At 31.9% G+C, this 19,781-nt stretch carries 21 protein-coding genes; 10 read left to right on the top strand and 11 right to left on the bottom strand.

The genetic code is table 11. The features are described from left to right. The first annotated feature begins 66 nt into the window (after positions 1-66). Positions 67-2,277, top strand: a complete 2,211-nt coding sequence (locus tag ACZ098_RS10730; protein ID WP_487311739.1) for an FUSC family protein — start codon at positions 67-69, stop codon at positions 2,275-2,277. Positions 2,278-2,279: 2 nt separating this feature from the next. Here ACZ098_RS10730 and ACZ098_RS10725 read toward each other — a convergent pair whose 3' ends face one another. The 3 genes from ACZ098_RS10725 to ACZ098_RS10715 all read right to left on the bottom strand — a co-directional run bounded on the left by ACZ098_RS10725 (position 2,280) and on the right by ACZ098_RS10715 (position 4,969). Next, positions 2,280-3,776 (bottom strand): malate:quinone oxidoreductase, encoded by a 1,497-nt coding sequence (locus tag ACZ098_RS10725; RefSeq protein WP_487311802.1) that lies wholly within the window; start codon positions 3,774-3,776, stop codon positions 2,280-2,282. A gap of 91 nt (positions 3,777-3,867) precedes the next feature. Further along, positions 3,868-4,284, bottom strand: a complete 417-nt coding sequence (gene ruvX / locus ACZ098_RS10720; RefSeq protein ID WP_487311738.1) for a Holliday junction resolvase RuvX — start codon at positions 4,282-4,284, stop codon at positions 3,868-3,870. A gap of 94 nt (positions 4,285-4,378) precedes the next feature. Further along, positions 4,379-4,969, bottom strand: coding sequence for an META domain-containing protein (locus ACZ098_RS10715; protein ID WP_487311737.1), 591 nt, complete (start codon positions 4,967-4,969; stop codon positions 4,379-4,381). Positions 4,970-5,230: 261 nt separating this feature from the next. Between ACZ098_RS10715 and ACZ098_RS10710 the strand changes: the two genes are divergently transcribed. After that, positions 5,231-6,046, top strand: a complete 816-nt coding sequence (locus tag ACZ098_RS10710; protein WP_487311736.1) for a 2,3,4,5-tetrahydropyridine-2,6-dicarboxylate N-succinyltransferase — start codon at positions 5,231-5,233, stop codon at positions 6,044-6,046. Positions 6,047-6,131: 85 nt separating this feature from the next. Next, on the top strand, positions 6,132-7,187 hold the full coding sequence (locus tag ACZ098_RS10705) for a glycosyltransferase family 9 protein (RefSeq protein WP_487311735.1): 1,056 nt from the start codon (positions 6,132-6,134) through the stop codon (positions 7,185-7,187). Here the strand turns inward: ACZ098_RS10705 and ACZ098_RS10700 are convergent. From ACZ098_RS10700 to ACZ098_RS10685, 4 genes are read right to left on the bottom strand one after another with little or no spacing between them, the layout of a single operon-like run. Continuing rightward, entirely contained in the window at positions 7,177-8,121 is a 945-nt protein-coding gene (locus tag ACZ098_RS10700; RefSeq protein WP_487311734.1) for an NAD-dependent epimerase/dehydratase family protein, read from the bottom strand. The two genes, ACZ098_RS10705 and ACZ098_RS10700, sit on opposite strands and share 11 nt — an antisense overlap. 6 nt (positions 8,122-8,127) lie before the next feature. Then, positions 8,128-8,937 (bottom strand): glycosyltransferase family 2 protein, encoded by an 810-nt coding sequence (locus ACZ098_RS10695; protein ID WP_487311733.1) that lies wholly within the window; start codon positions 8,935-8,937, stop codon positions 8,128-8,130. Positions 8,938-8,975: 38 nt separating this feature from the next. Further along, positions 8,976-9,785 carry a glycosyltransferase family 2 protein gene (locus tag ACZ098_RS10690; protein WP_487311732.1) on the bottom strand — a complete coding sequence of 270 codons (810 nt, stop codon included), beginning with the start codon at positions 9,783-9,785 and terminating at the stop codon, positions 8,976-8,978. 31 nt (positions 9,786-9,816) lie between these two features. Then, on the bottom strand, positions 9,817-10,584 hold the full coding sequence (locus tag ACZ098_RS10685) for a lipopolysaccharide kinase InaA family protein (protein ID WP_487311731.1): 768 nt from the start codon (positions 10,582-10,584) through the stop codon (positions 9,817-9,819). A 78-nt stretch (positions 10,585-10,662) separates the two neighbouring features. On the opposite strand from ACZ098_RS10685, the gene ACZ098_RS10680 reads away from it, so the two are divergent. Continuing rightward, the gene (locus ACZ098_RS10680) at positions 10,663-11,514 is read left to right on the top strand and encodes a glycosyltransferase (RefSeq protein ID WP_487311730.1); all 852 of its coding nucleotides are present in this window, start codon (positions 10,663-10,665) and stop codon (positions 11,512-11,514) included. Here ACZ098_RS10680 and ACZ098_RS10675 read toward each other — a convergent pair whose 3' ends face one another. Both ACZ098_RS10675 and ACZ098_RS10670 read right to left on the bottom strand, forming a co-directional pair. Continuing rightward, the gene (locus ACZ098_RS10675; protein WP_487311729.1) at positions 11,515-12,468 is read right to left on the bottom strand and encodes a WaaS/CpsH family glycosyltransferase; all 954 of its coding nucleotides are present in this window, start codon (positions 12,466-12,468) and stop codon (positions 11,515-11,517) included. Then, positions 12,458-13,573, bottom strand: coding sequence for a glycosyltransferase family 4 protein (locus ACZ098_RS10670; protein ID WP_487311728.1), 1,116 nt, complete (start codon positions 13,571-13,573; stop codon positions 12,458-12,460). Before ACZ098_RS10670 ends, ACZ098_RS10675 begins: the two co-directional genes overlap by 11 nt. Before the next feature lie 129 nt (positions 13,574-13,702). On the opposite strand from ACZ098_RS10670, the gene ACZ098_RS10665 reads away from it, so the two are divergent. The 4 genes from ACZ098_RS10665 to ACZ098_RS10650 all read left to right on the top strand — a co-directional run bounded on the left by ACZ098_RS10665 (position 13,703) and on the right by ACZ098_RS10650 (position 17,248). Then, positions 13,703-14,272: an L-threonylcarbamoyladenylate synthase gene (locus ACZ098_RS10665; protein ID WP_487311727.1), complete on the top strand. Its 570-nt coding sequence runs from the start codon at positions 13,703-13,705 to the stop codon at positions 14,270-14,272. Between the two features lie 42 nt (positions 14,273-14,314). Then, positions 14,315-14,689, top strand: a complete 375-nt coding sequence (locus tag ACZ098_RS10660; protein ID WP_487311726.1) for a GxxExxY protein — start codon at positions 14,315-14,317, stop codon at positions 14,687-14,689. Between the two features lie 38 nt (positions 14,690-14,727). Then, complete coding sequence (locus ACZ098_RS10655; protein WP_487311725.1) at positions 14,728-16,143, top strand: CCA tRNA nucleotidyltransferase; 1,416 nt, start codon at positions 14,728-14,730, stop codon at positions 16,141-16,143. 76 nt (positions 16,144-16,219) lie between these two features. Then, the gene (locus ACZ098_RS10650) at positions 16,220-17,248 is read left to right on the top strand and encodes a COX15/CtaA family protein (RefSeq protein ID WP_487311724.1); all 1,029 of its coding nucleotides are present in this window, start codon (positions 16,220-16,222) and stop codon (positions 17,246-17,248) included. Here the strand turns inward: ACZ098_RS10650 and ACZ098_RS10645 are convergent. After that, positions 17,240-17,707, bottom strand: coding sequence for a hypothetical protein (locus tag ACZ098_RS10645; protein ID WP_487311723.1), 468 nt, complete (start codon positions 17,705-17,707; stop codon positions 17,240-17,242). The genes ACZ098_RS10650 and ACZ098_RS10645 overlap by 9 nt on opposite strands. A 168-nt stretch (positions 17,708-17,875) precedes the next feature. Here ACZ098_RS10645 and ACZ098_RS10640 point away from each other — a divergent pair, with 168 nt between their 5' ends. Together ACZ098_RS10640 and ACZ098_RS10635 are read left to right on the top strand one after the other, a co-directional pair. Further along, positions 17,876-18,646: a CDP-alcohol phosphatidyltransferase family protein gene (locus ACZ098_RS10640; RefSeq protein WP_487311722.1), complete on the top strand. Its 771-nt coding sequence runs from the start codon at positions 17,876-17,878 to the stop codon at positions 18,644-18,646. 97 nt (positions 18,647-18,743) lie between these two features. Then, the gene (locus ACZ098_RS10635) at positions 18,744-18,926 is read left to right on the top strand and encodes a CsbD family protein (RefSeq protein WP_487311721.1); all 183 of its coding nucleotides are present in this window, start codon (positions 18,744-18,746) and stop codon (positions 18,924-18,926) included. 56 nt (positions 18,927-18,982) lie between these two features. On the opposite strand, the gene ACZ098_RS10630 is transcribed toward ACZ098_RS10635, so the two are convergent. Further along, a complete protein-coding gene (locus ACZ098_RS10630) occupies positions 18,983-19,738 on the bottom strand; it encodes a LytR/AlgR family response regulator transcription factor (RefSeq protein ID WP_487311720.1) in 756 nt (251 codons plus the stop codon). Positions 19,739-19,781: the final 43 nt, after the last annotated feature.

The following is a 19,781-nucleotide window of genomic DNA, read 5'->3' as shown; positions in this document are numbered from 1 at the left end:
AGCTCTTCTTAAAATTTGGAATAAAAACTTCAGCAATCCCTATCTTTGTAGGAAATGTGAATGCAAATGAAAAATCGAATTAAAAGTATTACTGACGATTACAACTTTACCAAAGCAGTTAAAATTACAATTGCATCAGTAATTCCAGTATTACTGCTTTCTTATTTCAATGAATTTGCCATAGGTTTCAATGTTGCACTTGGCGCTTTTCTAGCTTCTACCAGTGATATTCCAAGTAATTTAAAGCACAAAATAAATGGGATTTTAGTTGCAATATTAATCATTTCAAGTGCTACATTTTTAGTAAATATTTTGCACCCATTTCCGTTTGTGTTCTATCCAATTCTTGCCCTATTAGTTTTCTTTTTGTCAATGATTTCGGTTTACGGACTTCGAGCATCGATGGTTTCGTTTTCAGGATTGTTGGCAGTAGCTTTGGCTTTAGGAAAAACGCATCTTGGTTGGGATATTTTGTATGATGTAGTATACCTAATTGCTGGCGGATTTTTTTATCTGATAGTTTCACTTACTTTTCATTTCATCAAACCCTATCGGTATCTTGAAATTCAAATTGCCGAAGCATTAAAACTAACTTCAAAATATTTAAAACTAAGAAGCAATTTATGGGATTTGGATGCCAACCGGTCTAAAATTATTGAAAAACAACTGAAACTTCAAGTAGAATTGAACACCATTCACGAAGATTTACGTGAAATTTTAATCAGAAACCGTTCCAAATCGGGTAGTTCAAATCAGAATCGAAAAATGTTGATTGTCTTTATTTCACTAGTTGAGATTCTAGAACTTGCTATTTCAACATCATTCGATCATGCCAAATTGCATGAAAAATTTGATTCCAATCCAATAATTCTGAAAACGTATCAAAATTTAGCGTTCAATCTTTCTTTAGTTTTGAAGCAATTATCGCAATCGATACTTAATAATAGTAACTATGTAATTTCTCATTCGCTATTGAAAGATTTGGAAGATACTGAAATTGTAATCCGAAATTATCAACAACAATCGGGTGAAAATTCGCAATCGGAAACCGTTTTGATGTTGACCAATATGTTGCATTATGCAGAAAAGCAAGTGGAAAAAATTATTTTGCTGGAGCGAATATTTACTTTTAAAGTAAACCTAAAAGACTTTAAAATTAGAGATAAAGAATTAGAAAAATTCCTGACACCGCATTATTATCCGTTGAGTACGCTGGTGCAAAATTTAAGTTTTTCGTCAACTGTTTTCCGCCATTCAATCCGATTGACAATAACTGTTTTAACCGGAATTATTATCGGACAACTGTTTTCTTTCAACAACGCCTATTGGATTGTTTTAACCATTATCGTCATCATGCGTCCAGGTTACGGATTGACAAAACAACGATCGATAGATAGAATTTTCGGAACAATTTTGGGTGCAATTATTGCTTTTGGAATTTTATTTTTCACTACAAATACCATCGTCACAAGCACATTATCAATACTATGCATTCTTTTGGCTTTTACATTTACCCAATCCAATTACAAAGTTGGAGCAACCTTCGTAACAATGTACGTGGTATTTGTTTACGGAATGCTGGTTCCAGATATTGATGACGTAATTGTGAACAGAATTGTAGATACGTTAACTGGTTCCGCATTAGCATTTGCAGCAAATTATCTTCTTTGGCCTTCGTGGGAATTTATAAATATCAAAAGTTTTATTAAAAAATCGGTGGAAGCCAACAGGAATTACATACAACAAATTTCGATTTTATATAATCTTAAAGGAGAAGTGACAACCGATTATAAATTGTCAAGAAAACAAGCTTTCGTCGAACTTGGAAATTTAATGACGTCGTTTCAAAGAATGGAGCAAGAACCCAAATCGAAGCAAAAGCAAATGTCACAAATTTATAAGATGACAGAATTAAATCACACATTATTATCTGCTTCGGCGTCATTAGGAAGTTATGTACAAACTCATAAAACTACCAAAGCATCTGAAGCTTTTAATGTGGTAATTACTGCTGTAACTAATAATTTAAATGCAGCAATTTCAGTTTTATCTGATGAAAACGAACCAAAAACATTTAGCAATCTTGACAAAGAAGTCGCCATTCGATTTAAGGAATTGAAAGCTATTCTAACCAAAGAAATGTTGGAAGGAAACATGGAAGACGAAAAATATCTTTTGAAAATGCAAGAATTTCAGTTGGTAATTGAGCAGTTAATTTGGCTTATAAGTCTGTCTCAAAGTATTTTAAAATCGTCGACTAACATCAATTTAAACTAAAACTATTCTAATTTTAAAGTTCTCGAAGTTTCTGCTCTTATCGCATCACACAATTCTGGATTGGTATTCAATGATTTTCCGTAAGACGGAATCATTTCTTTAATTTTTGCTTGCCATTCTGGAGTTTTTAATTGCTCAGGAAAGCATCTTGCTAATAAATCTACCATAATTGCAACCGCGGTTGAAGCGCCTGGAGAAGCACCAAGTAAAACAGCCAAACTTCCATCAGCAGCATTGACTACTTCGGTTCCAAACTCTAAAACACCACCTCCATTTTCATCCTTTTTGATCACCTGCACACGTTGACCTGCTGTTTCCAAAACCCAATCTTCTTTAACTGCATTCGGAACATATTCTTTCAAAGCTACCATTCGATCGTCTTGCGATTGTCTTACTTGATCGATTAAATATTTGGTAAGCGGAATATTTCTGAAACCAGCCGAAAGCATTGGTAGAATATTATCGGTTTGTATGGATTTTGCCAAATCTAAATACGAACCATTTTTAAGAAATTTAGTCGAAAATCCGGCATAAGGTCCAAAAAGTAATTCTTGTTTTCCGTTGATCACTCTTGTATCAATATGCGGAACCGACATTGGTGGTGCACCAACAGAAGCTTTTCCGTAAACTTTGGCATGATGCTTTTGGATTACTTCTTCATTAGTACAACGAAGCCATTGCCCTGAAACTGGAAATCCGCCAAAACCTTTTCCTTCAGGAATATCAGCCTTTTCAAGTAAATGTAATGAACCGCCACCAGCACCAATAAAAACAAACTTGGTATTTATTTTTCGGCTTTCTCCGGTTGCTAAATCTTTGACTTTTAAAGTCCAAGAACCGTCGTCTTGCTTTTTAATATTGCGGACTTCATGATGAAAATGAGATGCAACTCCGTTTTGATTTTTCAAATACTCAAACATATTTCTTGTCAAAGTACCAAAATTAACATCGGTACCTTCTTCCATATAAGTAGCTGCAATTTTTTCTTTTGGATTTCTCCCTTCCATCACTAACGGAATCCAAGATTGAATTTCATCAAATGATGTTGAGAATTTCATTCCTTTAAAAAGTGGATTCTGCGTTAAACCTTCATATCTTTTGTGTAAGAAATTGACATTTTTATTTCCCCAAACAAAACTGATGTGTGGAATACTTTTAATAAAATTTTCGGGAGTTGAAACTAAATTCTGTTTCACCAAGTAAGCCCAAAACTGTCTTGACAATTCAAATTGTTCTGCAATTTTGACAGCTTTTACTGTTTCTACAGTTCCGTTTTCTAGTTCTGGAGTATAATTTAATTCACAAAAAGCAGAATGTCCTGTTCCAGCATTGTTCCAAGCATCGGAACTTTCGGCTGCAGCAACATCCAATCGTTCAAAAATTTCAATAGTAATATTGGGTTGTACTTGTTTTAGGATTGTACCCAAAGTAGCACTCATAATTCCAGCTCCAATAAGCACTACATCAGTTTGAGGATTTAATTGTGAATTGTCCATAATTGCAATTTTTACGCAAAGATACAACTCAATTTTCCTAAAATTTTATTAATTATTAAAGGATTTTAGGAAATTTTACGAAATCGATTTCTTTTTAAAACATTTTACGCGTTAGGTAATCTTGTAGTAATATTGTAGCTGCAATTTCGTCGACTAAAGCTTTGTTTTGTCGCTGTTTTTTGCTCAATCCGCTGTCAATCATCGTTTGAAATGCCATTTTGGAAGTAAAACGTTCATCGACTCGGGTAACTTTCATCTCTGGAAAATTATTTTTGAAAGTTGTTACAAATTGCTCGATAACATTGGTGCTTTCACTAGGTTCACCATTCATTTGTTTGGGTTCGCCAATGAGTACTTCGCTTACTTTTTCTTTACTAAAATAGTCTTTTAAGAATGCAATTGCAGTTTCTGAAGGAATTGTTGTTAACCCCGATGCGATAATCTGAAGTTCATCCGTTATTGCAATTCCAGTGCGTTTATATCCGTAATCGATGGCGAGAATTCGTGGCATTTTTTTTGACAAAGTTAAAACAAAACTTAGGTTTATAGCAAAAAAAATCCTCTTTTCAGAGGATTCAAAAACAGCTGTTTTTGTTTAGAGAAGTTTATCTAACTGCTTCAAATTTGGCCAAAGCAGCCATTTTACCTTTATGGAAGTGTAATACTTTACCAGTACCTTCAATCATGTAATTGTCTACTTTTTCAAGAGCTTTAACAAATTTTGCTTCAGTATCGCTGTTTGGGCAAGCCATTTTAGTTGAAATTATTTTAGAGAATGCCAATTTAGTTTCAGCTACCATTGTATATGCACCAGAAATGTTATTACATCCTGCATAAGCAACAAATTTAGCTGTTTTTGAATCCAAATTTATGTAATACTCTTTTCCTGTTGTGTTTGTGACTGGCTTACCGTTTAGTTCTGTAAGTTTCCATTTAGTTTCAGACAATGCAAATTTACCTTTAGATGGATCAACTTCGGTTGAAGTGGTTTTGGTCGACATCTCATTAAGCAATTCAACATTTGAAGAATCTACCATTGTAGAATCTTGCACCATATTGTCATTAGTTGTTGCAGTCGTATCTTGTTGCGTAATTGAATCAGCAGATAAACTAGTGTTGTCGTCTGTCGTTTCTTGCTTTTTACAAGATGACATGATAACTAATGCTACTGCGGCGATAAATAAATATTTTTTCATAAATAAATTGGTATAGTAATTAGTACTATATGTTGCAAACTTACAATGAATTACAAACTGCAATGTTATACAATTGCATCGATATTTTATATTATTTTTAGTTAAAATGATAGATCGCTAGTCCTGATGTTGCAATTGTTGGAGCTCTTTCGATTTTTTTATCGAAAAGCGACTTGCAACAGCAGGAAAATGGTTGATAGAAAATGCCCGAGCTATTGGCTTCAAAGAAAAAAGACTTTATATTTGTGAAAAATTTATTACATGAATAATTTACAAACTAGTATAGAAAATGCTTGGGAAAACCGAGATTTATTGAAAGATGAAGCCACACTTGCAGCGATTAGAGAAGTTATTTCCTTACTTGATGCTGGAACTTTGCGTGTTGCAGAACCAGTAGCTGATGGTTGGCAAGTAAACGAATGGGTGAAAAAAGCGGTTGTGATGTATTTTCCGATTCAGAAAATGGAGACTTTAGAATCGGGTATTTTTGAATATCATGATAAAATGTTGTTGAAAACTGGATATGCTGAGAAAGGCATTCGAGTTGTTCCGCCAGCAGTTGCTAGATATGGTGCTTATATTGCTAAAGGTGTAATTTTGATGCCAAGTTATGTGAATATTGGTGCTTATGTTGATGAAGGAACGATGGTTGATACTTGGGCAACAGTTGGAAGTTGTGCGCAAATTGGTAAAAATGTGCATCTTTCTGGTGGTGTAGGAATTGGTGGTGTATTAGAGCCTTTGCAAGCTGCGCCAGTTATTATTGAAGATGGTGCATTTATCGGTTCAAGATGTATTGTTGTGGAAGGCGTTCGTGTTGAAAAAGAAGCCGTTCTTGGTGCTAATGTATGTTTGACGGCATCTACTAAAATTATTGATGTAACTGGAGATGAACCAGTTGAATATAAAGGATATGTACCTTCGCGCTCGGTTGTAATTCCTGGAAGTTACACTAAGAAATTTGCAGCAGGAGATTTCCAAGTTCCGTGTGCTTTGATTATTGGAAAAAGAAAACCATCTACCGATTTGAAGACATCGTTGAACGATGCGCTTAGAGAATACGATGTAGCGGTTTAATTAATTAAAAATTGAGAATTAAAAAATTAAAGTTATAGATACCTTAATTTTTTAATTCTCAACTCTTAATTTTTAATTTAAAAAAATGAAAGTACTTGTAATTCAAAACAAAATGATTGGTGATGTCCTTGCGAGTACAATTATTTGTGAAGCAATAAAAATGCAACATCCCGATTGGATTGTGCATTATATGGTTCAGCCCAACACGTATGCCGTGGTTGAAAACAATCCATTCATTGATAAAATTGTATTTTTTGAACCTCAGAAACACAAAGGATTACGAAAATTGATTATTTATGGTGTCAGTTTAAAAAAAGAGAATTATGATGCTGTGATTGATGCCTATGGAAAATGGCAAAGCGTGATTCCGAGCTATTTTTCGGGTGCTAAGATCCGAATTGGATTTAAAAAATGGTACACTTCATTACTTTTTTCAGACACCATTATTCCGAAACAAAATGTTGATGGTTCGGCTTTATTTCATCGTTTGCAACTAGCTGCCGGATTAGTAAAAAATTCAAATCCAAAATCAATTTTTCCGAAAATTTATCTTACTGAAAACGAAATAAACGATGCCAAAAATTCTGTATCTGGTAGTTTGAATACTGCAATTCCTATTGTAATGATTAGCGTATTAGGAAGTGATGAAAAAAAGAGTTTGCCTGCAAGATATATGGCTGAAACACTAGATGTAATAGCCGCACAACAAGAAGTTCAGCTACTTTTTAATTTTATGCCCAATCAAGAAGCTGAAGCTAAAGCAATTTACGATTTATGTCAACCTGGAACTCAATCTAAAATTATTTTAGATTTTTACACGAAAAGTTTGCGAAGTTTTCTAGCGGTATTGTCGCAATGTGATGCTTTAATTGGCAATGAAGGCGGCGCTGTGAATATGGCAAAAGCACTGAATATCAAAACGTTTACTTTATTTTCACCTTGGATTAATAAGTCTTCATGGAATATGAAAGATGATAATGAATCGCATGTATCAGTACATTTACTTGATTATTATCCAGAGATTTACAATAACGAACATCCTAAAAAATTCAAAAACCAATCGATAGAATTGTATCAACGATTGGTTCCTAATTTATATAAAGAAAAACTGCAAAAATTTGTCGATTCTATTATTTCGTAAATTTTTCCAAATACCAATTTACTTGTTCTTGCAAGCCTTGTTTTAAAGTTACCTTCGGATTATAATCCAATAGTTTTCTTGCCTTATCGATTATTGCAGCCGTTTTTTCCTGATCGCCTGGTCTTGGAGGTTTATTATCTATAATGAGTTTTTTGTTCATTATTTCTTCGACATAATTAATTCCATCTTGAGTCGTATTGATTTCGTCTGTACCAAGATTAATGATTTCACCGTTCACTTGGTTTTCTTTTCCTATTATAGAAGCCAAACCATCCACAATATCGCCTACATATGTAAAACTGCGTTCGTGTTTAGTACTGCCTTCAAATAATGGAAAAGGTTTGTCGTAGTACAAATTTTCGATCAGTTTCGTGTACAATTTTTCAGGACGTTCTCTTGGTCCAAAAACAGAATACAATCGAATTGAACAAGCATTTATTTTACCTTCTCTTTGCAAAGCAAGTACCATTTGTTCTGCCGACCATTTGGTTATACCGTAATAAGAAACTGGCGTTGGAGGAATGGTTTCATCTACAGTTGCAACTTTTCCATACACCGATGATGTAGCAATATTAACGAACGATTTTATAGACGAATTAAACTGTAAAACCGCATCAAGCAAGTTCTTGGTTGCAAAAATATTGTTGGTTACATATTCATCTAAACTGGTTGTTGCAGAAATTCCTGGTTGTGCTGCCAAATGATAAATATAGTCATAGGGTTTTTCGAAAACTTTACTCAAATCTGAATTTAGTTCGGCTTCAACAATTTGAATTCCTTTTTCGTTTAAATCTTTTTCATTTAAACGTTTCAAATTGATATCATAGTAGTCGTTGAAATTATCAATTCCAACAACTTCATGTCCTAAATCGACTAATTTTTCACACAAGTGTGAAGCAATAAAGCCGGCCGCTCCAGTTACTAATATTCTCATTATCACTTATTTTTTTATTCCGTATGGAGTCCAAACAATTTTTTTATCCTTTACTTCTTTTCGTATTGCTAAGTTTGCTGCTAACGATTCTGGCGTTTTGTATCCGCGACTGTGATCCAAGTGAAGACAGATTGCTTTATGTCGAATTTGCTTTCCTTTTACTCCAAAATTTTCCAGTCGTTCACCAAATTCACGATCTGGTCCGCCATATTTCATTCGTTCGTCATAACCATTTATCGCAATCATATCTTCTTTAAAACCTGATGAATTACAGTTGTTGAAAGATGGTGTTGTTGGCGTAATAAAATCTAAAATAGATCCTAAAAATGGATTTGCTCCTATTTTTAATTTATTAGAAAAATCTATCTTATCCTGACTTTCCAACCACTTTAAATCGAAACAGTTTCCGTTGGCTATATCTTCATGCGAAATTAATTTACTTAATTTCATGCTCAATTTACAATATCCTCCTGAAAGAAATGTACCTTTTTCTGCATTTTTTACATGCACTTCTATAAAGTCTTTTCTAGGAATGCAATCGCCATCGGTCATTATTATGAACTCATTTTTGGCTTCCATTATGGCAACATTCAGTATTTCTTGACGTCTGTAACCAAGGTCTTCGTGCCATAAATGGTGCAACGGAACAGGATATTTTGCTTTATAACTATCGATTAATTCTTTGGTTGAAGGTCGTGAACCATCATCGGCTACAATTACATCGTAGTCGTTGTAGGTTTGGTGCATGTATCCAAAAAGTACTTTATCTAACCATTCTTCGGCATTGTAAGTACTTATAATTACTGTTACTTTCATAATCTTAACTCTTTATTTGAGATGTGATTAAATTTTATTTATTTAAAAATACCGTTAGCAATTCGGGTAGTTTTATTTTCTTTATTCAGTTTTCTTATCTGTAAATTTTTAGCTTTACTGGCTTCATTTGCATAATTTCTGTCGTGTTCTAAATGTACACAAATTGCACTGTAACGAATTTGCTTTGGTTTAATTCCAAAATTTTGCAATCGCTCACCAAATTCTCGATCTTCGCCACCATATTGCATGTCTTCATTAAAGCCGTTGATGGCGATACAATCTGCTTTCCAACCGGAAGCATTATGTCCATTCCAACTAGGTTTTGTAGTCGTTACAATATTTAAAAATGAGGCAGTAAAATTATTTGCCAAAAATTTTATCATTTTAAAACGCATGGGTACTCCTTTGGAACGCAACCATTTGGCGGAAAAACAATTTTGCAAAATTACATCATTTTTGCAAATATCTTGAGAAACCGAAAGTGGTAATTTAAAATATCCACCAGATAAAAATCGATTATTTTCTCTTAATTCTAAATGTGCTTTGACAAAATCTTTTCGTGGTATACAATCGCCATCTGTAAAAATTAAATACTCACTTTTAGCTTCTTGAATGGCTTTATTTAAAATTTGTGTTTTTTGAAAACCATTATCTGCTTGCCATACATGATTGATAGAAATCTTTATTTCGCTGGCAATAGCCTCAATAATTTTTTTAGTTGCATCTGTAGAACCATCGTCGGCAATAATAATTTCAAAATCATTTTCGGTTTGAATACTAAATCCCCAAAGCACTTTTTCTAGCCATGCTTCAGCATTATAAGTACTCATTATTACAGATGCTTTCATATTTTACAAACTTAAAGAATAAATTACTATTCTAGTACTTTTTCCAAAATTTAAGTTTGCGTTTCAAGGCTCTTTTTTTATAAAATCGATCTTGAAATTTTTGAGCTTCTACTACCAATGCAGTATAAAAATCATCATAATTGTATTTAGAAATATGCGCATACTCTTCGCTAATAATCTGAACAATAGAGGCATTAGAAGTTAATTTAGCAATGTTTTTAATTCTTTTTTCGAACGACATCGAATCATGAAAATTCATTCTGTTTAAATCTACCAAATAAAATTCATATTTATCTTCAGAAATTTTCTTTATCAATGTATTTCCAGATGTATTGTCTATAAATTCAATTCCTTTTTCATGCAGTTGAAATGTAAACCGTGCAAATTGTCGCAAAATCAATTCGCGATTGGGATAATTTTCATCGGTTGTCAAACCTCTAAAAAGTAGATCGACTTCCAATTGTTCGCTAATGTAATAGCTTTCGTTAAGACCTAAAATCGTTTTATTTTCAAGAAAAGCAATGGGTTGTGGTGTTCCAATATTGTTTTCTAAGAGTATATTGGCATATTCGTAGGAACGTTGCGCTTTCGATTTCCTAAAATATCCGTAAATAATAGCATTGATAAAATTCGGTTTCTTAAACGATTTTACATTTATTTTTTGTGCATCAAAATCGAAAATTTTGATAGCATTTCGTACCGGCTCGTTTAAGTAAGTTCCAAAATCATTAAAGTTTTTAATAATTTGCAGCAAAGCATCTGTTTGGCTTGTAAACTTCGGATTAATTTTGAAGATCATTCGTATACATTTGAATTGCAAAAATACTATTTTTAAATTATTTACTTTAAATTTGAAACAAAATTTGAATTCTTATCTATGTTTCAGCACTTTTTAATTACCCGATTTAACCTTCGAAACCCAAAATGGGATGTTACTAAAAATAACGAGTCGCTGTTGAACGACGATTGGATGAAAAATAGAATGTGGCTATTTGAGAATTTCTGTTTGCCGTCTGTTGTAAATCAAACCAATACTAATTTTTCTTGGTTGCTCTATTTTGATACTACAACCGATGACTATTTCAAAAAAATGATCGCTGAAATTACCCAAGAATATAATAATATTAAGGTTTTTTATATCGATGGAATGCCAAGTTTTAAAACTGAAATACAAAATTTTATTTCAGAAAACTGTTCCAATGCCTCGCACATTATAACGTCTCGAATTGATAATGACGATTGCATTCACCGAAATTTTATTGATGAAGTGCAAAAACAATTTCGAAATCAAGATTATCAAGCTATTGATATTATTCAAGGCTATTCACTACAAGTAGAACCCAATTTTATTTTGGGTAAAAAAGAGCACATTTTCAATCCGTTTATTAGTTTGATTGAAAAAAACGAAAATCCAAAAACGGTATGGAAAAACGACCACAACATGTGGAAAAAAGAATCACGATTGACTCAAATAACCGATAAAAGATTATGGATGTCAATCATTCATCAAAAAAACAAGGTCAATGAATTTGATGGATACGGCAATATTAAATGGGAAACAATTGCTTCAGATTTTAAAGTTTCTAAAACTATAGATGAAAGACTTAAATCAGAATTAGTACCATTTAAAAAATGGTGGATTTTGAGTTTAAAAAACTTTTTTTACGTGAAAATGGTGTTGTTTAGCAAACAGTTTAAAAAAACAATTGGAATTTATAAATACAAATAATTAGTGTTTTAAAATTGTAGACAACCACGTTTTTAAAGTATATTTATTATAAATTTCATCTGGAACATCTTGGTATTCTGTAGTCAAAAATGTATTTGGAATAGCAATATTATTTAAATCTTCGATAACATAAATATTGTTTGGATTGTAAAAATCGTAATTCATGATATCGGCGTTAGTGGTGATCATTTTTTTTCTCAAACCCAAAGCTTCAAAAACTCGAAATGTTAATCCATCTTGGATTCCGTATTTGTGAATATCAACAATTAATTTAGCCTTTTTAATATTTTCAAGAACTTCATCATTTGACATTCTTTTGGTAATGTAATTTAGCAAATTGCACTCTTTATTGGCTTTTTGCATTACGCACAAATTATAATTTACGTTTGATTGTTTTAATGATAAAGCAACATTTTGTAAGGTTTTAAGTCTGTAATCATTAGACATTACAGAAAATGCACCTTTAGCATCTTTATTACAATTTATAATTCCTTCGAAATAAATAAAATTCGGAAGAAAGTCTAATTTATAATTTTCTGCATCCACTTTCTCATAAGTATAAACCTTATCAAAAAAAGAAATAACATCTTTCTTACGCTTAATATTGTTTATAGAATCATGATAAAATGCAACAAAAAATTTAGAACTTTTTCTTAAAATTTGAAGTTGTGAATCAAAAAATAAATCAGGTCTTACAACAAGTGTTATGTCATACGAATTATTTTGTACTTCACTAATAAGACTATTATACTTATAGAAATTCTTAAGTTTTTTACCTGTAAATAGTTTGTAAAAAAATGAATATGACTTTTCAAAAATATTTTTATACTTGTATGAAATAGTGGCAGTGTTGTAAAAATCTACATGAGAATACCTTTGTTTTAATTCTTCATAAACTCCAGTATAGTAACCACTCATATCAAAAGTTATAAATAATATTTTTTTATTTTCCATGATTGTTGCTTACAATTTCGTTCAGTTCGTCAAACATTTTTTTGGCAATAACTTCTTTGGTAAAATTATCTAGCAAAAATTGATACCCATTTACAGTAAATTTTTCTTGCAACTCCTGGTTGAACAATAATTGTTCCACTTTGTCGGCAAAATCTATTGGATTTCCAACTTCAGCCAAAAATCCAGTTTGATGATCAACTACTACTTCTGGTATTCCGCCTGCATTTGCTGCAACAATTGGCACTTTACAAGCATATGATTCTAATAAAACACCACCAGTTGGCTCATTGTTAGAAGTGAAAAGAAACAAATCCAGTTCAGGTAACAGTTCAGGAATGTCTTTTCTAAAACCAGCAAAAATAATGTCGTTTTCCAATCCTAATTCTTTTACTTGCGCTCTAATTTCGGTTTCAAGTGGACCATTTCCAATGAGAATATATTTAGCTTTTACGTTTCTTTTTACCAATTCTGCAACCGTATTTACCCATGTTTTATGGTCTTTAAATCCAGTAAATGCTGCAATATTACCTATAATTTTATACTCTTCAGGAATATTGAATTCCTTGTGAAGCATTCCTGTTTTTTGAGTTTTGGTAAATTTATTAATGTCAGTTACACTACCAACAACGGATAATTTAGAATGATCTTTCACTGCATATTTCAAAACATCAACGACAGGTTGCGATACACAAATTATCTTTTTGATGCCTTTATAATTGTACTTCCATTTTCTAAAAAAATTAGTATCCACACGTTTTATTAGCGTTCTGCACAATACCAAAGGTACTTTTAATCCATATAATAACGATGAAAGCACGGCAATGGTATGCGATTCGCTGTTGTGAATAAAAATTATATCTGCATTATTAGAAGTTGTAATTGATTTTAGAGACTTTGCAAATTTAAAATCGTATTCCGATTTAAAATCCAAACCGATAACTTGCATGTTTTTTTGCGTCGCAATTTTAAAAATTTCAGAATCTGTTGGACATACAATCCATTGATCTTCAACGTATCCAAAATCACGAAAGGCCTCGTACAAATAAATTATTTTTTGTTCGTGACCGCGCCAACCTTTAGATGCAGTAACTTGTAATAATCTCATGAAAAACTAATTTTATTTGGCAAATATATCAATTCTAGTTTCGTATAAAAATAAAAATTTTCAAACTCCAACTTGGGTCTGTTTTTAATAGATATTTAATAACTTTGCATTTTAAAATTTAAGATTAAAATGAGCGATATAAATCAGGAAATTCACAACGCCTTCGAAGTAATTCAAAAAGGAGGAATTATTCTATATCCTACAGATACCGTTTGGGGAATTGGTTGTGATGCTACGAATAAAGAAGCGGTTGCAAAAATTTATGCTCTAAAACAACGGGACGATTCTAAAAGTATGATCGTACTGATGAATGGAGAAAAAATGATGTACAATGTTTTTAAAGATATTCCCGAAGTAGCATGGCAAATAATAGATTTATCTGAAAATCCGACTACTTTAATCTTAGATAATCCAAGAAATGTAGCCGAAAATATTATTGCTCAGGATAAATCACTTGGTGTACGATTGGTAAAAGAACCATTTTGTTTTAAGCTGATGGAACGCATGAAAAAACCATTGGTATCTACATCGGCAAATATTTCTGGGCAACCAACTCCAATTGCTTTCAAAGATATAAGTCCAGAAATAGTGAGCGGCGTTGACTATGTTGTAAATTTACATCGCGATAGAATTGCAGGAAAGCCTTCTACAATCATAAAATTAACTAGTGATTCACAGGTTAAAGTATTACGTAAATAAAATTTGAACTACAGATTCACAGATTTTTTTAAACATAGTAACATGCCAGAATTCTTATACGCCGATGATACATATAAAATAATAGGCGCTTTAATTGAAGTACATAAAAACCTTGGAAAAGGTTTTGCTGAAATAGTTTATAAAGATGCTTTTGAATATGAGTTAAACAGAATTAATTTCTCTTTTGCAAGGGAGAAGGAATATTTAGTTCATTATAAAGATATAATTCTTAACCATAAATTTTATGCTGATTTTGTTGTTTTAGATAAGATTATAATTGAAATTAAATCAGTAAACTCTTTAGATGAAAAACATATTTCGCAATGTTTAAATTACCTTCACGTTTCTGGACACAGACTTGCTATTTTGGTAAATTTTAATGCAACTTCACTCGAATACAAAAGAATCATAAAATAATTTAAAAAAATCTGTGAATCAGTGGCTCCAAAAATATTATGAACTACACTAAAGCATTAACAAACCCAATTTTTAAAATAATAGCTCAAGCAAGCCAAGAACTTTCTGTTGAAAGTTATGTAATTGGTGGTTTTGTTCGTGATTATATTTTAGGAAGAGATTCTAAAAAAGATATTGATATTGTAGCTGTTGGTTCAGGAATCGATTTGGCTTTAAAAGTATCAGAATTATTGCCTAACAAACCAAAAGTTCAAGTTTTTAAAACCTACGGAACAGCAATGTTGCGATTCAAAGATATTGATATTGAGTTTGTTGGCGCTAGAAAAGAAAGCTACAATCAAGATAGCCGAAATCCAATCGTAGAAAATGGAACCTTGCAAGACGATCAAAACCGACGTGACTTTACCATAAATGCGATGGCATTTTCATTAAATAAAGACAACTACGGCGCGTTAATCGATCCGTTTGATGGATTGATCGATTTGGAAAACAAAACAATCAAAACACCATTAAATCCAGATATTACCTACTCTGACGATCCACTTCGAATGTTGCGAGGAATACGATTTGCAACGCAATTAAAGTTTGAAATAGAAGCGGAGTCATTAGAAGCAATTTCAAGAAATAAAGAGCGCATCTCAATTATTTCAGGTGAGCGAATTGTAGATGAATTAAATAAAATTCTTTCAACTGATAAACCCTCAATAGGATTTTTACTTTTATACAAAACTGGACTTTTGGATATTATTTTACCCGAACTAACATCATTAAATAATGTAGAAGAAATTGAAGGTCATACACATAAAAATAATTTCTATCATACATTAGAGGTTGTAGATAACATCTGCCCAAATACAGACGATGTATGGTTGCGCTGGTCGGCATTATTACACGATATTGGAAAAGCACCAACTAAAAAATTCAATAAAAAACAAGGTTGGACATTTCATGGGCACGAATTTCTTGGTGGGAAAATGGTAAAAAGAATCTTCGAACGCTTGCACATGCCGTTAAATCAGAAAATGAAATTCGTTCAGAAAATGGTTATGATGAGTTCAAGACCTATCATTCTTGCCGACGATATTGTTACTGATTCTGCCGTACGAAGATTGGTTTTTGATGCAGGTGAAGATGTGGACAACCTAATGACCTTGTGCGAGGCTGACATCACGACTAAAAATCCTAAAAAGTTCAAAAAATACCACGACAATTTTGATGTGGTACGAAAAAAAATAATTGAAGTAGAAGAACGAGATCACGTGCGTCAATTTCAACCGCCTATTTCGGGAGAAGAAATTATGGCACTTTTCAACCTCAAACCATCGAGAGAAATAGGAATATTGAAAGAAGCTGTAAAAGAGGCTATTTTGGATGGAAAAATTCCAAATGAATACCAGGCAGCTTATGATTTTGTTCTAACACGAGCGGAAAAATTAGGGTTAAAAAAAGTATAGTAAAATTAGTTCATGATTAACTTTTGTTGAAGTCATGAAATGGAATCATTAAAATAAATTTGTATAAAAAATAGTAATGAAAAAGTACTTTCTAAAATCGGCAAAAACAGCTTTAGTTCTTGTGTATCTTGTAATTGTTGCCGGTGCTTTGGTTAGAATGACTGGTTCTGGAATGGGTTGTCCCGATTGGCCTAAATGCTTTGGTTACTATATTCCGCCAACCGATATCAAAGAATTAACTTGGTCTCCAAATAGAGCTTTTGAAGAAGGCCAAGTGGTAATAAAAGATGAAAAACTTTTAGTAGCAATTTCAAATTTCACTACAACCGAAACATTTGACGCAACGCAATGGCGACCATATACTAAACACGATTATGCCATTTTTAATGCGGTAGAAACGTGGATTGAATATATTAACAGATTAATTGGTGCTTTGGCTGGTTTGGCTGTTTTTGTAATGGCTGTATTTTCTGTAAGTTTTTGGAACAACAATAAGAAAGTGACTTACTTTTCATGGTTGACTGTTTTTTTAATGGGATTTCAAGGCTGGCTTGGTGCTCGAGTTGTCTATTCAGTACTGAATCCTGTAAAAATAACAATCCACATGGTTGTAGCACTAATCATTGTGGCTGTATTACTTTATATTATCAAAAATGCAAAGGCAAAAATTTCAGAAGTAACAATTAGTACGTCTTTTAAAAACATTTTACTAGTTACTCTAGCATTATCACTTTTACAAATAATTTTAGGCACACAAGTACGACAGTATGTTGATGAACAAGTTAAGGCTTTGGGTTATGAGCAGATGCATTTGGTTTTGGAAAATCCAACTGTATTGTTTTATGTACACCGCTCTTTTTCAATCCTGATATTATTTTTAAATGGTTATTTATTTTTTAAGAATAAAAAACTAAAATTAGGTATTGCTAAAATAAATTGGGTTTTAGCTTTACTAATAACAGAGATAGGCTCTGGAATGGCCATGTATTATTTAGATTTTCCATATACATCGCAGCCTATACATTTAGTAATTGCTTCTCTATTATTTGGTGTACAATTTTATATTTGGATAGATTCTACAACCAATAAAAAACTTTTAAACTAAAACTGAATTATCCGTAGTTGTAAAAGAAGGTAATTGAATTGCGTCTATCAATTTGTTTTCTAATAAAGTAGCCCAACTTTTCATATACAAAATAGTATCGGCTTTCAAGTTTCTATTCAAATGCTTTTTTTCAGTTATTGTGGCTAAAATTTCAGTGTCTGATAGCCATTCTAAATGACGTAAATCTTGTTTTGAAAAACCAAAATCAATCATTTTTTCAATAATCATATCCATAGGATAACCCGATGTTGGACAATAATCTACTAATTGCTCTGACCAATCACCGCGTTTTTCCAAAGCATATTTTTGAATTTCGGCTCTAGTAAAAGTAGTTACAGTTTGTGCTAAGTTTCCACAATTACAACTTCCCATATGACCCCATTCGTAACGGTGACCGTTTTCAAGTTGTGCTGCAGTTTTGCGTAAAGCTTCGATAATTTTTAAACTTGGAGTTGCCATATCAATCTTTATTTAATTAGTGATACGAATTTACAAAAATTATAAGTCACCTCATTTTTTATAAAATACATTTAACTTTTGTTCAACATTAAGAAATTGTAAATTAAATATTAATGTTTACTTTTGCACTCCGACTATATTGTCAAGTACTTTCTGTTTTAAACATAAATGTCAAAACTTTCAGCTCAAGATAAATTTCTTGATTTATCCGATTACGGAAGATCTTTTGGTAGATTTTTTGCAACCCAACTTCAGCACACACGCTTCACTCCTATTCATGTAACACTATTATTTGGACTATCAGGAATGATCGCTATTTATTGTATTTTAACTAACCATTATTGGCTTGCTGGCTTTTTTATAATTTTAAAATCTGGAATTGATGCTGCCGATGGTGAACTAGCGCGATTAAAAAACACACCTTCGTATGTAGGTAGATATTTGGATAGTGTTTTCGATATTATTCTAAATTTTTTATTTTTAATGATTATCTGTTATGTTTCTAAAACCACCATTTGGATTGCACTATTTGCATTTATTGGAATTCAATTGCAAGGAACGTTGTACAATTATTACTACGTAATTTTACGAAACAAATCGGTTGGAGGCGATACTACAAGCAAAGTTTTCGAATACAAAACACCTAAAGCATTACCTGGAGAAAAACAAAAATCGGTAAATATTTTGTTCGGAATTTATACTATTGTTTACGGACTTTTTGATAAAATTATTCATTTTTTAGACCATAATGCCTACAAAGTTAAAACATTTCCAAACTGGTTCATGACCTTACTTTCCTTGTACGGATTGGGATTTCAGTTGTTAATAATCGCATTAATGCTACCTTTAGGTTACATAGAATTTATAGCGCCTTTTTTTATTGGATATACGTTTTTAATTGGTCTTTTTATAACGGTGCGAAAACTACTAATAGCATAATTATATAATTTAATATCGAAATTATAAAACACATTGTATGCAATTTTCCTGAAATTTGAATTAATAAAACAACTTATTAATTTAAAATAAAATTGCTATGCCAAATTCAACTGAAATTAAAGGAAACTGGGAACAGTTAAAAGGAAAAATGAAACAAAAATTTGCAGAATTAACCGATGATGATTTGCTTTTCGAAGAAGGAAAAGAACAAGAAATGTGGGGAAAATTGCAAGAAAAACTGGGTAAAACCGAAAAAGAAATCAAATCGTTATTTGAATAGTAATTCAAGTTAACGTTTAAAAAGCCATCTGTACTTTAACTACCGATGGCTTTTTTTTATCCTAACCAATTTTTAAAATCAGAAACTTTTTCTCTACTCACTATTACTTCATCCTCTTTATAGGTTGGTAAAATGACTTTCAATCGAGAATTGCTGTGCATTTGAATTTCCTTAATTCCTTTTAACGGAATGATGAATTTTCTAGAAACACGATAAAAATCTTTAGGATCTAATTCGGTTTCCAATTGTTCTAAAGTAGTGTCTAATAAATAATCTCTTCCTTCAAAAGTGTGAAGGTAAGTTCCTTTGTTTTCACTAAAAAAACATTCCACCTCATCAATAGCAATCATTTTGAGTTGTTGTCCCATTTTGATTGTAAATCGCTTTCTGTATTCTCTATCAATAGGATTGACCAACATTTTTTTGATCATTTCAAAATCTAAGGAAGCAATTGAACTTTTTTGAAATTGATTTTTGAATTTTGATATTGCAATTGATAATTCTTCTTCATCAATTGGTTTTAACAGATAGTCGATACTGTTCAATTTGAAAGCTCGCAACGCATACTCATCATAAGCAGTTGTAAAAATTACGGCACTTTTTATATCAATGTTTTCAAATATTTCAAACGATAAACCATCCGAAAGTTGAATATCGAGAAATATTAAATCGGGATGCGGATTATTTTTAAACCAAGCAACCGATTCTTCTACCGAATGTAACATTTGATTTACATTCAAGCCCAATTTCTCGACCTTGCGTTGCAATAATCTTGCTGCTGGTTTTTCGTCTTCTATAATTATTATGTTCATTAATTAAAATGGTTTAAAAGTTTAGAAAAAGTTTAAAAGTTTA

It is taken from the genome of Flavobacterium sp. SP2 (assembly GCF_057626655.1).
Note: the sequence above shows the minus strand (reverse complement) of the source record. Positions and strands in the feature narration are given on the sequence as shown.

Bases quoted from the DNA above. Each gene is read 5' to 3' on its own strand.
- ACZ098_RS10695 (WP_487311733.1), bottom strand. From the start codon at position 8,937: ATGAAAGTAACAGTAATTATAAGTACTTACAATGCCGAAGAATGGTTA.
- ACZ098_RS10685 (WP_487311731.1), bottom strand. From the start codon at position 10,584: ATGATCTTCAAAATTAATCCGAAGTTTACAAGCCAAACAGATGCTTTG.
- ACZ098_RS10730 (WP_487311739.1), top strand. From the start codon at position 67: ATGAAAAATCGAATTAAAAGTATTACTGACGATTACAACTTTACCAAA.
- ACZ098_RS10645 (WP_487311723.1), bottom strand. From the start codon at position 17,707: ATGGCAACTCCAAGTTTAAAAATTATCGAAGCTTTACGCAAAACTGCA.
- ACZ098_RS10665 (WP_487311727.1), top strand. From the start codon at position 13,703: ATGAGCGATATAAATCAGGAAATTCACAACGCCTTCGAAGTAATTCAA.
- ACZ098_RS10690 (WP_487311732.1), bottom strand. From the start codon at position 9,785: ATGAAAGCATCTGTAATAATGAGTACTTATAATGCTGAAGCATGGCTA.
- ACZ098_RS10680 (WP_487311730.1), top strand. From the start codon at position 10,663: ATGTTTCAGCACTTTTTAATTACCCGATTTAACCTTCGAAACCCAAAA.
- ACZ098_RS10700 (WP_487311734.1), bottom strand. From the start codon at position 8,121: ATGAGAATATTAGTAACTGGAGCGGCCGGCTTTATTGCTTCACACTTG.
- ACZ098_RS10640 (WP_487311722.1), top strand. From the start codon at position 17,876: ATGTCAAAACTTTCAGCTCAAGATAAATTTCTTGATTTATCCGATTAC.
- ACZ098_RS10675 (WP_487311729.1), bottom strand. From the start codon at position 12,468: ATGGAAAATAAAAAAATATTATTTATAACTTTTGATATGAGTGGTTAC.
- ACZ098_RS10630 (WP_487311720.1), bottom strand. From the start codon at position 19,738: ATGAACATAATAATTATAGAAGACGAAAAACCAGCAGCAAGATTATTG.
- ruvX (WP_487311738.1), bottom strand. From the start codon at position 4,284: ATGCCACGAATTCTCGCCATCGATTACGGATATAAACGCACTGGAATT.
- ACZ098_RS10635 (WP_487311721.1), top strand. From the start codon at position 18,744: ATGCCAAATTCAACTGAAATTAAAGGAAACTGGGAACAGTTAAAAGGA.
- ACZ098_RS10650 (WP_487311724.1), top strand. From the start codon at position 16,220: ATGAAAAAGTACTTTCTAAAATCGGCAAAAACAGCTTTAGTTCTTGTG.
- ACZ098_RS10655 (WP_487311725.1), top strand. From the start codon at position 14,728: ATGAACTACACTAAAGCATTAACAAACCCAATTTTTAAAATAATAGCT.
- ACZ098_RS10710 (WP_487311736.1), top strand. From the start codon at position 5,231: ATGAATAATTTACAAACTAGTATAGAAAATGCTTGGGAAAACCGAGAT.
- ACZ098_RS10670 (WP_487311728.1), bottom strand. From the start codon at position 13,573: ATGAGATTATTACAAGTTACTGCATCTAAAGGTTGGCGCGGTCACGAA.
- ACZ098_RS10705 (WP_487311735.1), top strand. From the start codon at position 6,132: ATGAAAGTACTTGTAATTCAAAACAAAATGATTGGTGATGTCCTTGCG.
- ACZ098_RS10715 (WP_487311737.1), bottom strand. From the start codon at position 4,969: ATGAAAAAATATTTATTTATCGCCGCAGTAGCATTAGTTATCATGTCA.
- ACZ098_RS10660 (WP_487311726.1), top strand. From the start codon at position 14,315: ATGCCAGAATTCTTATACGCCGATGATACATATAAAATAATAGGCGCT.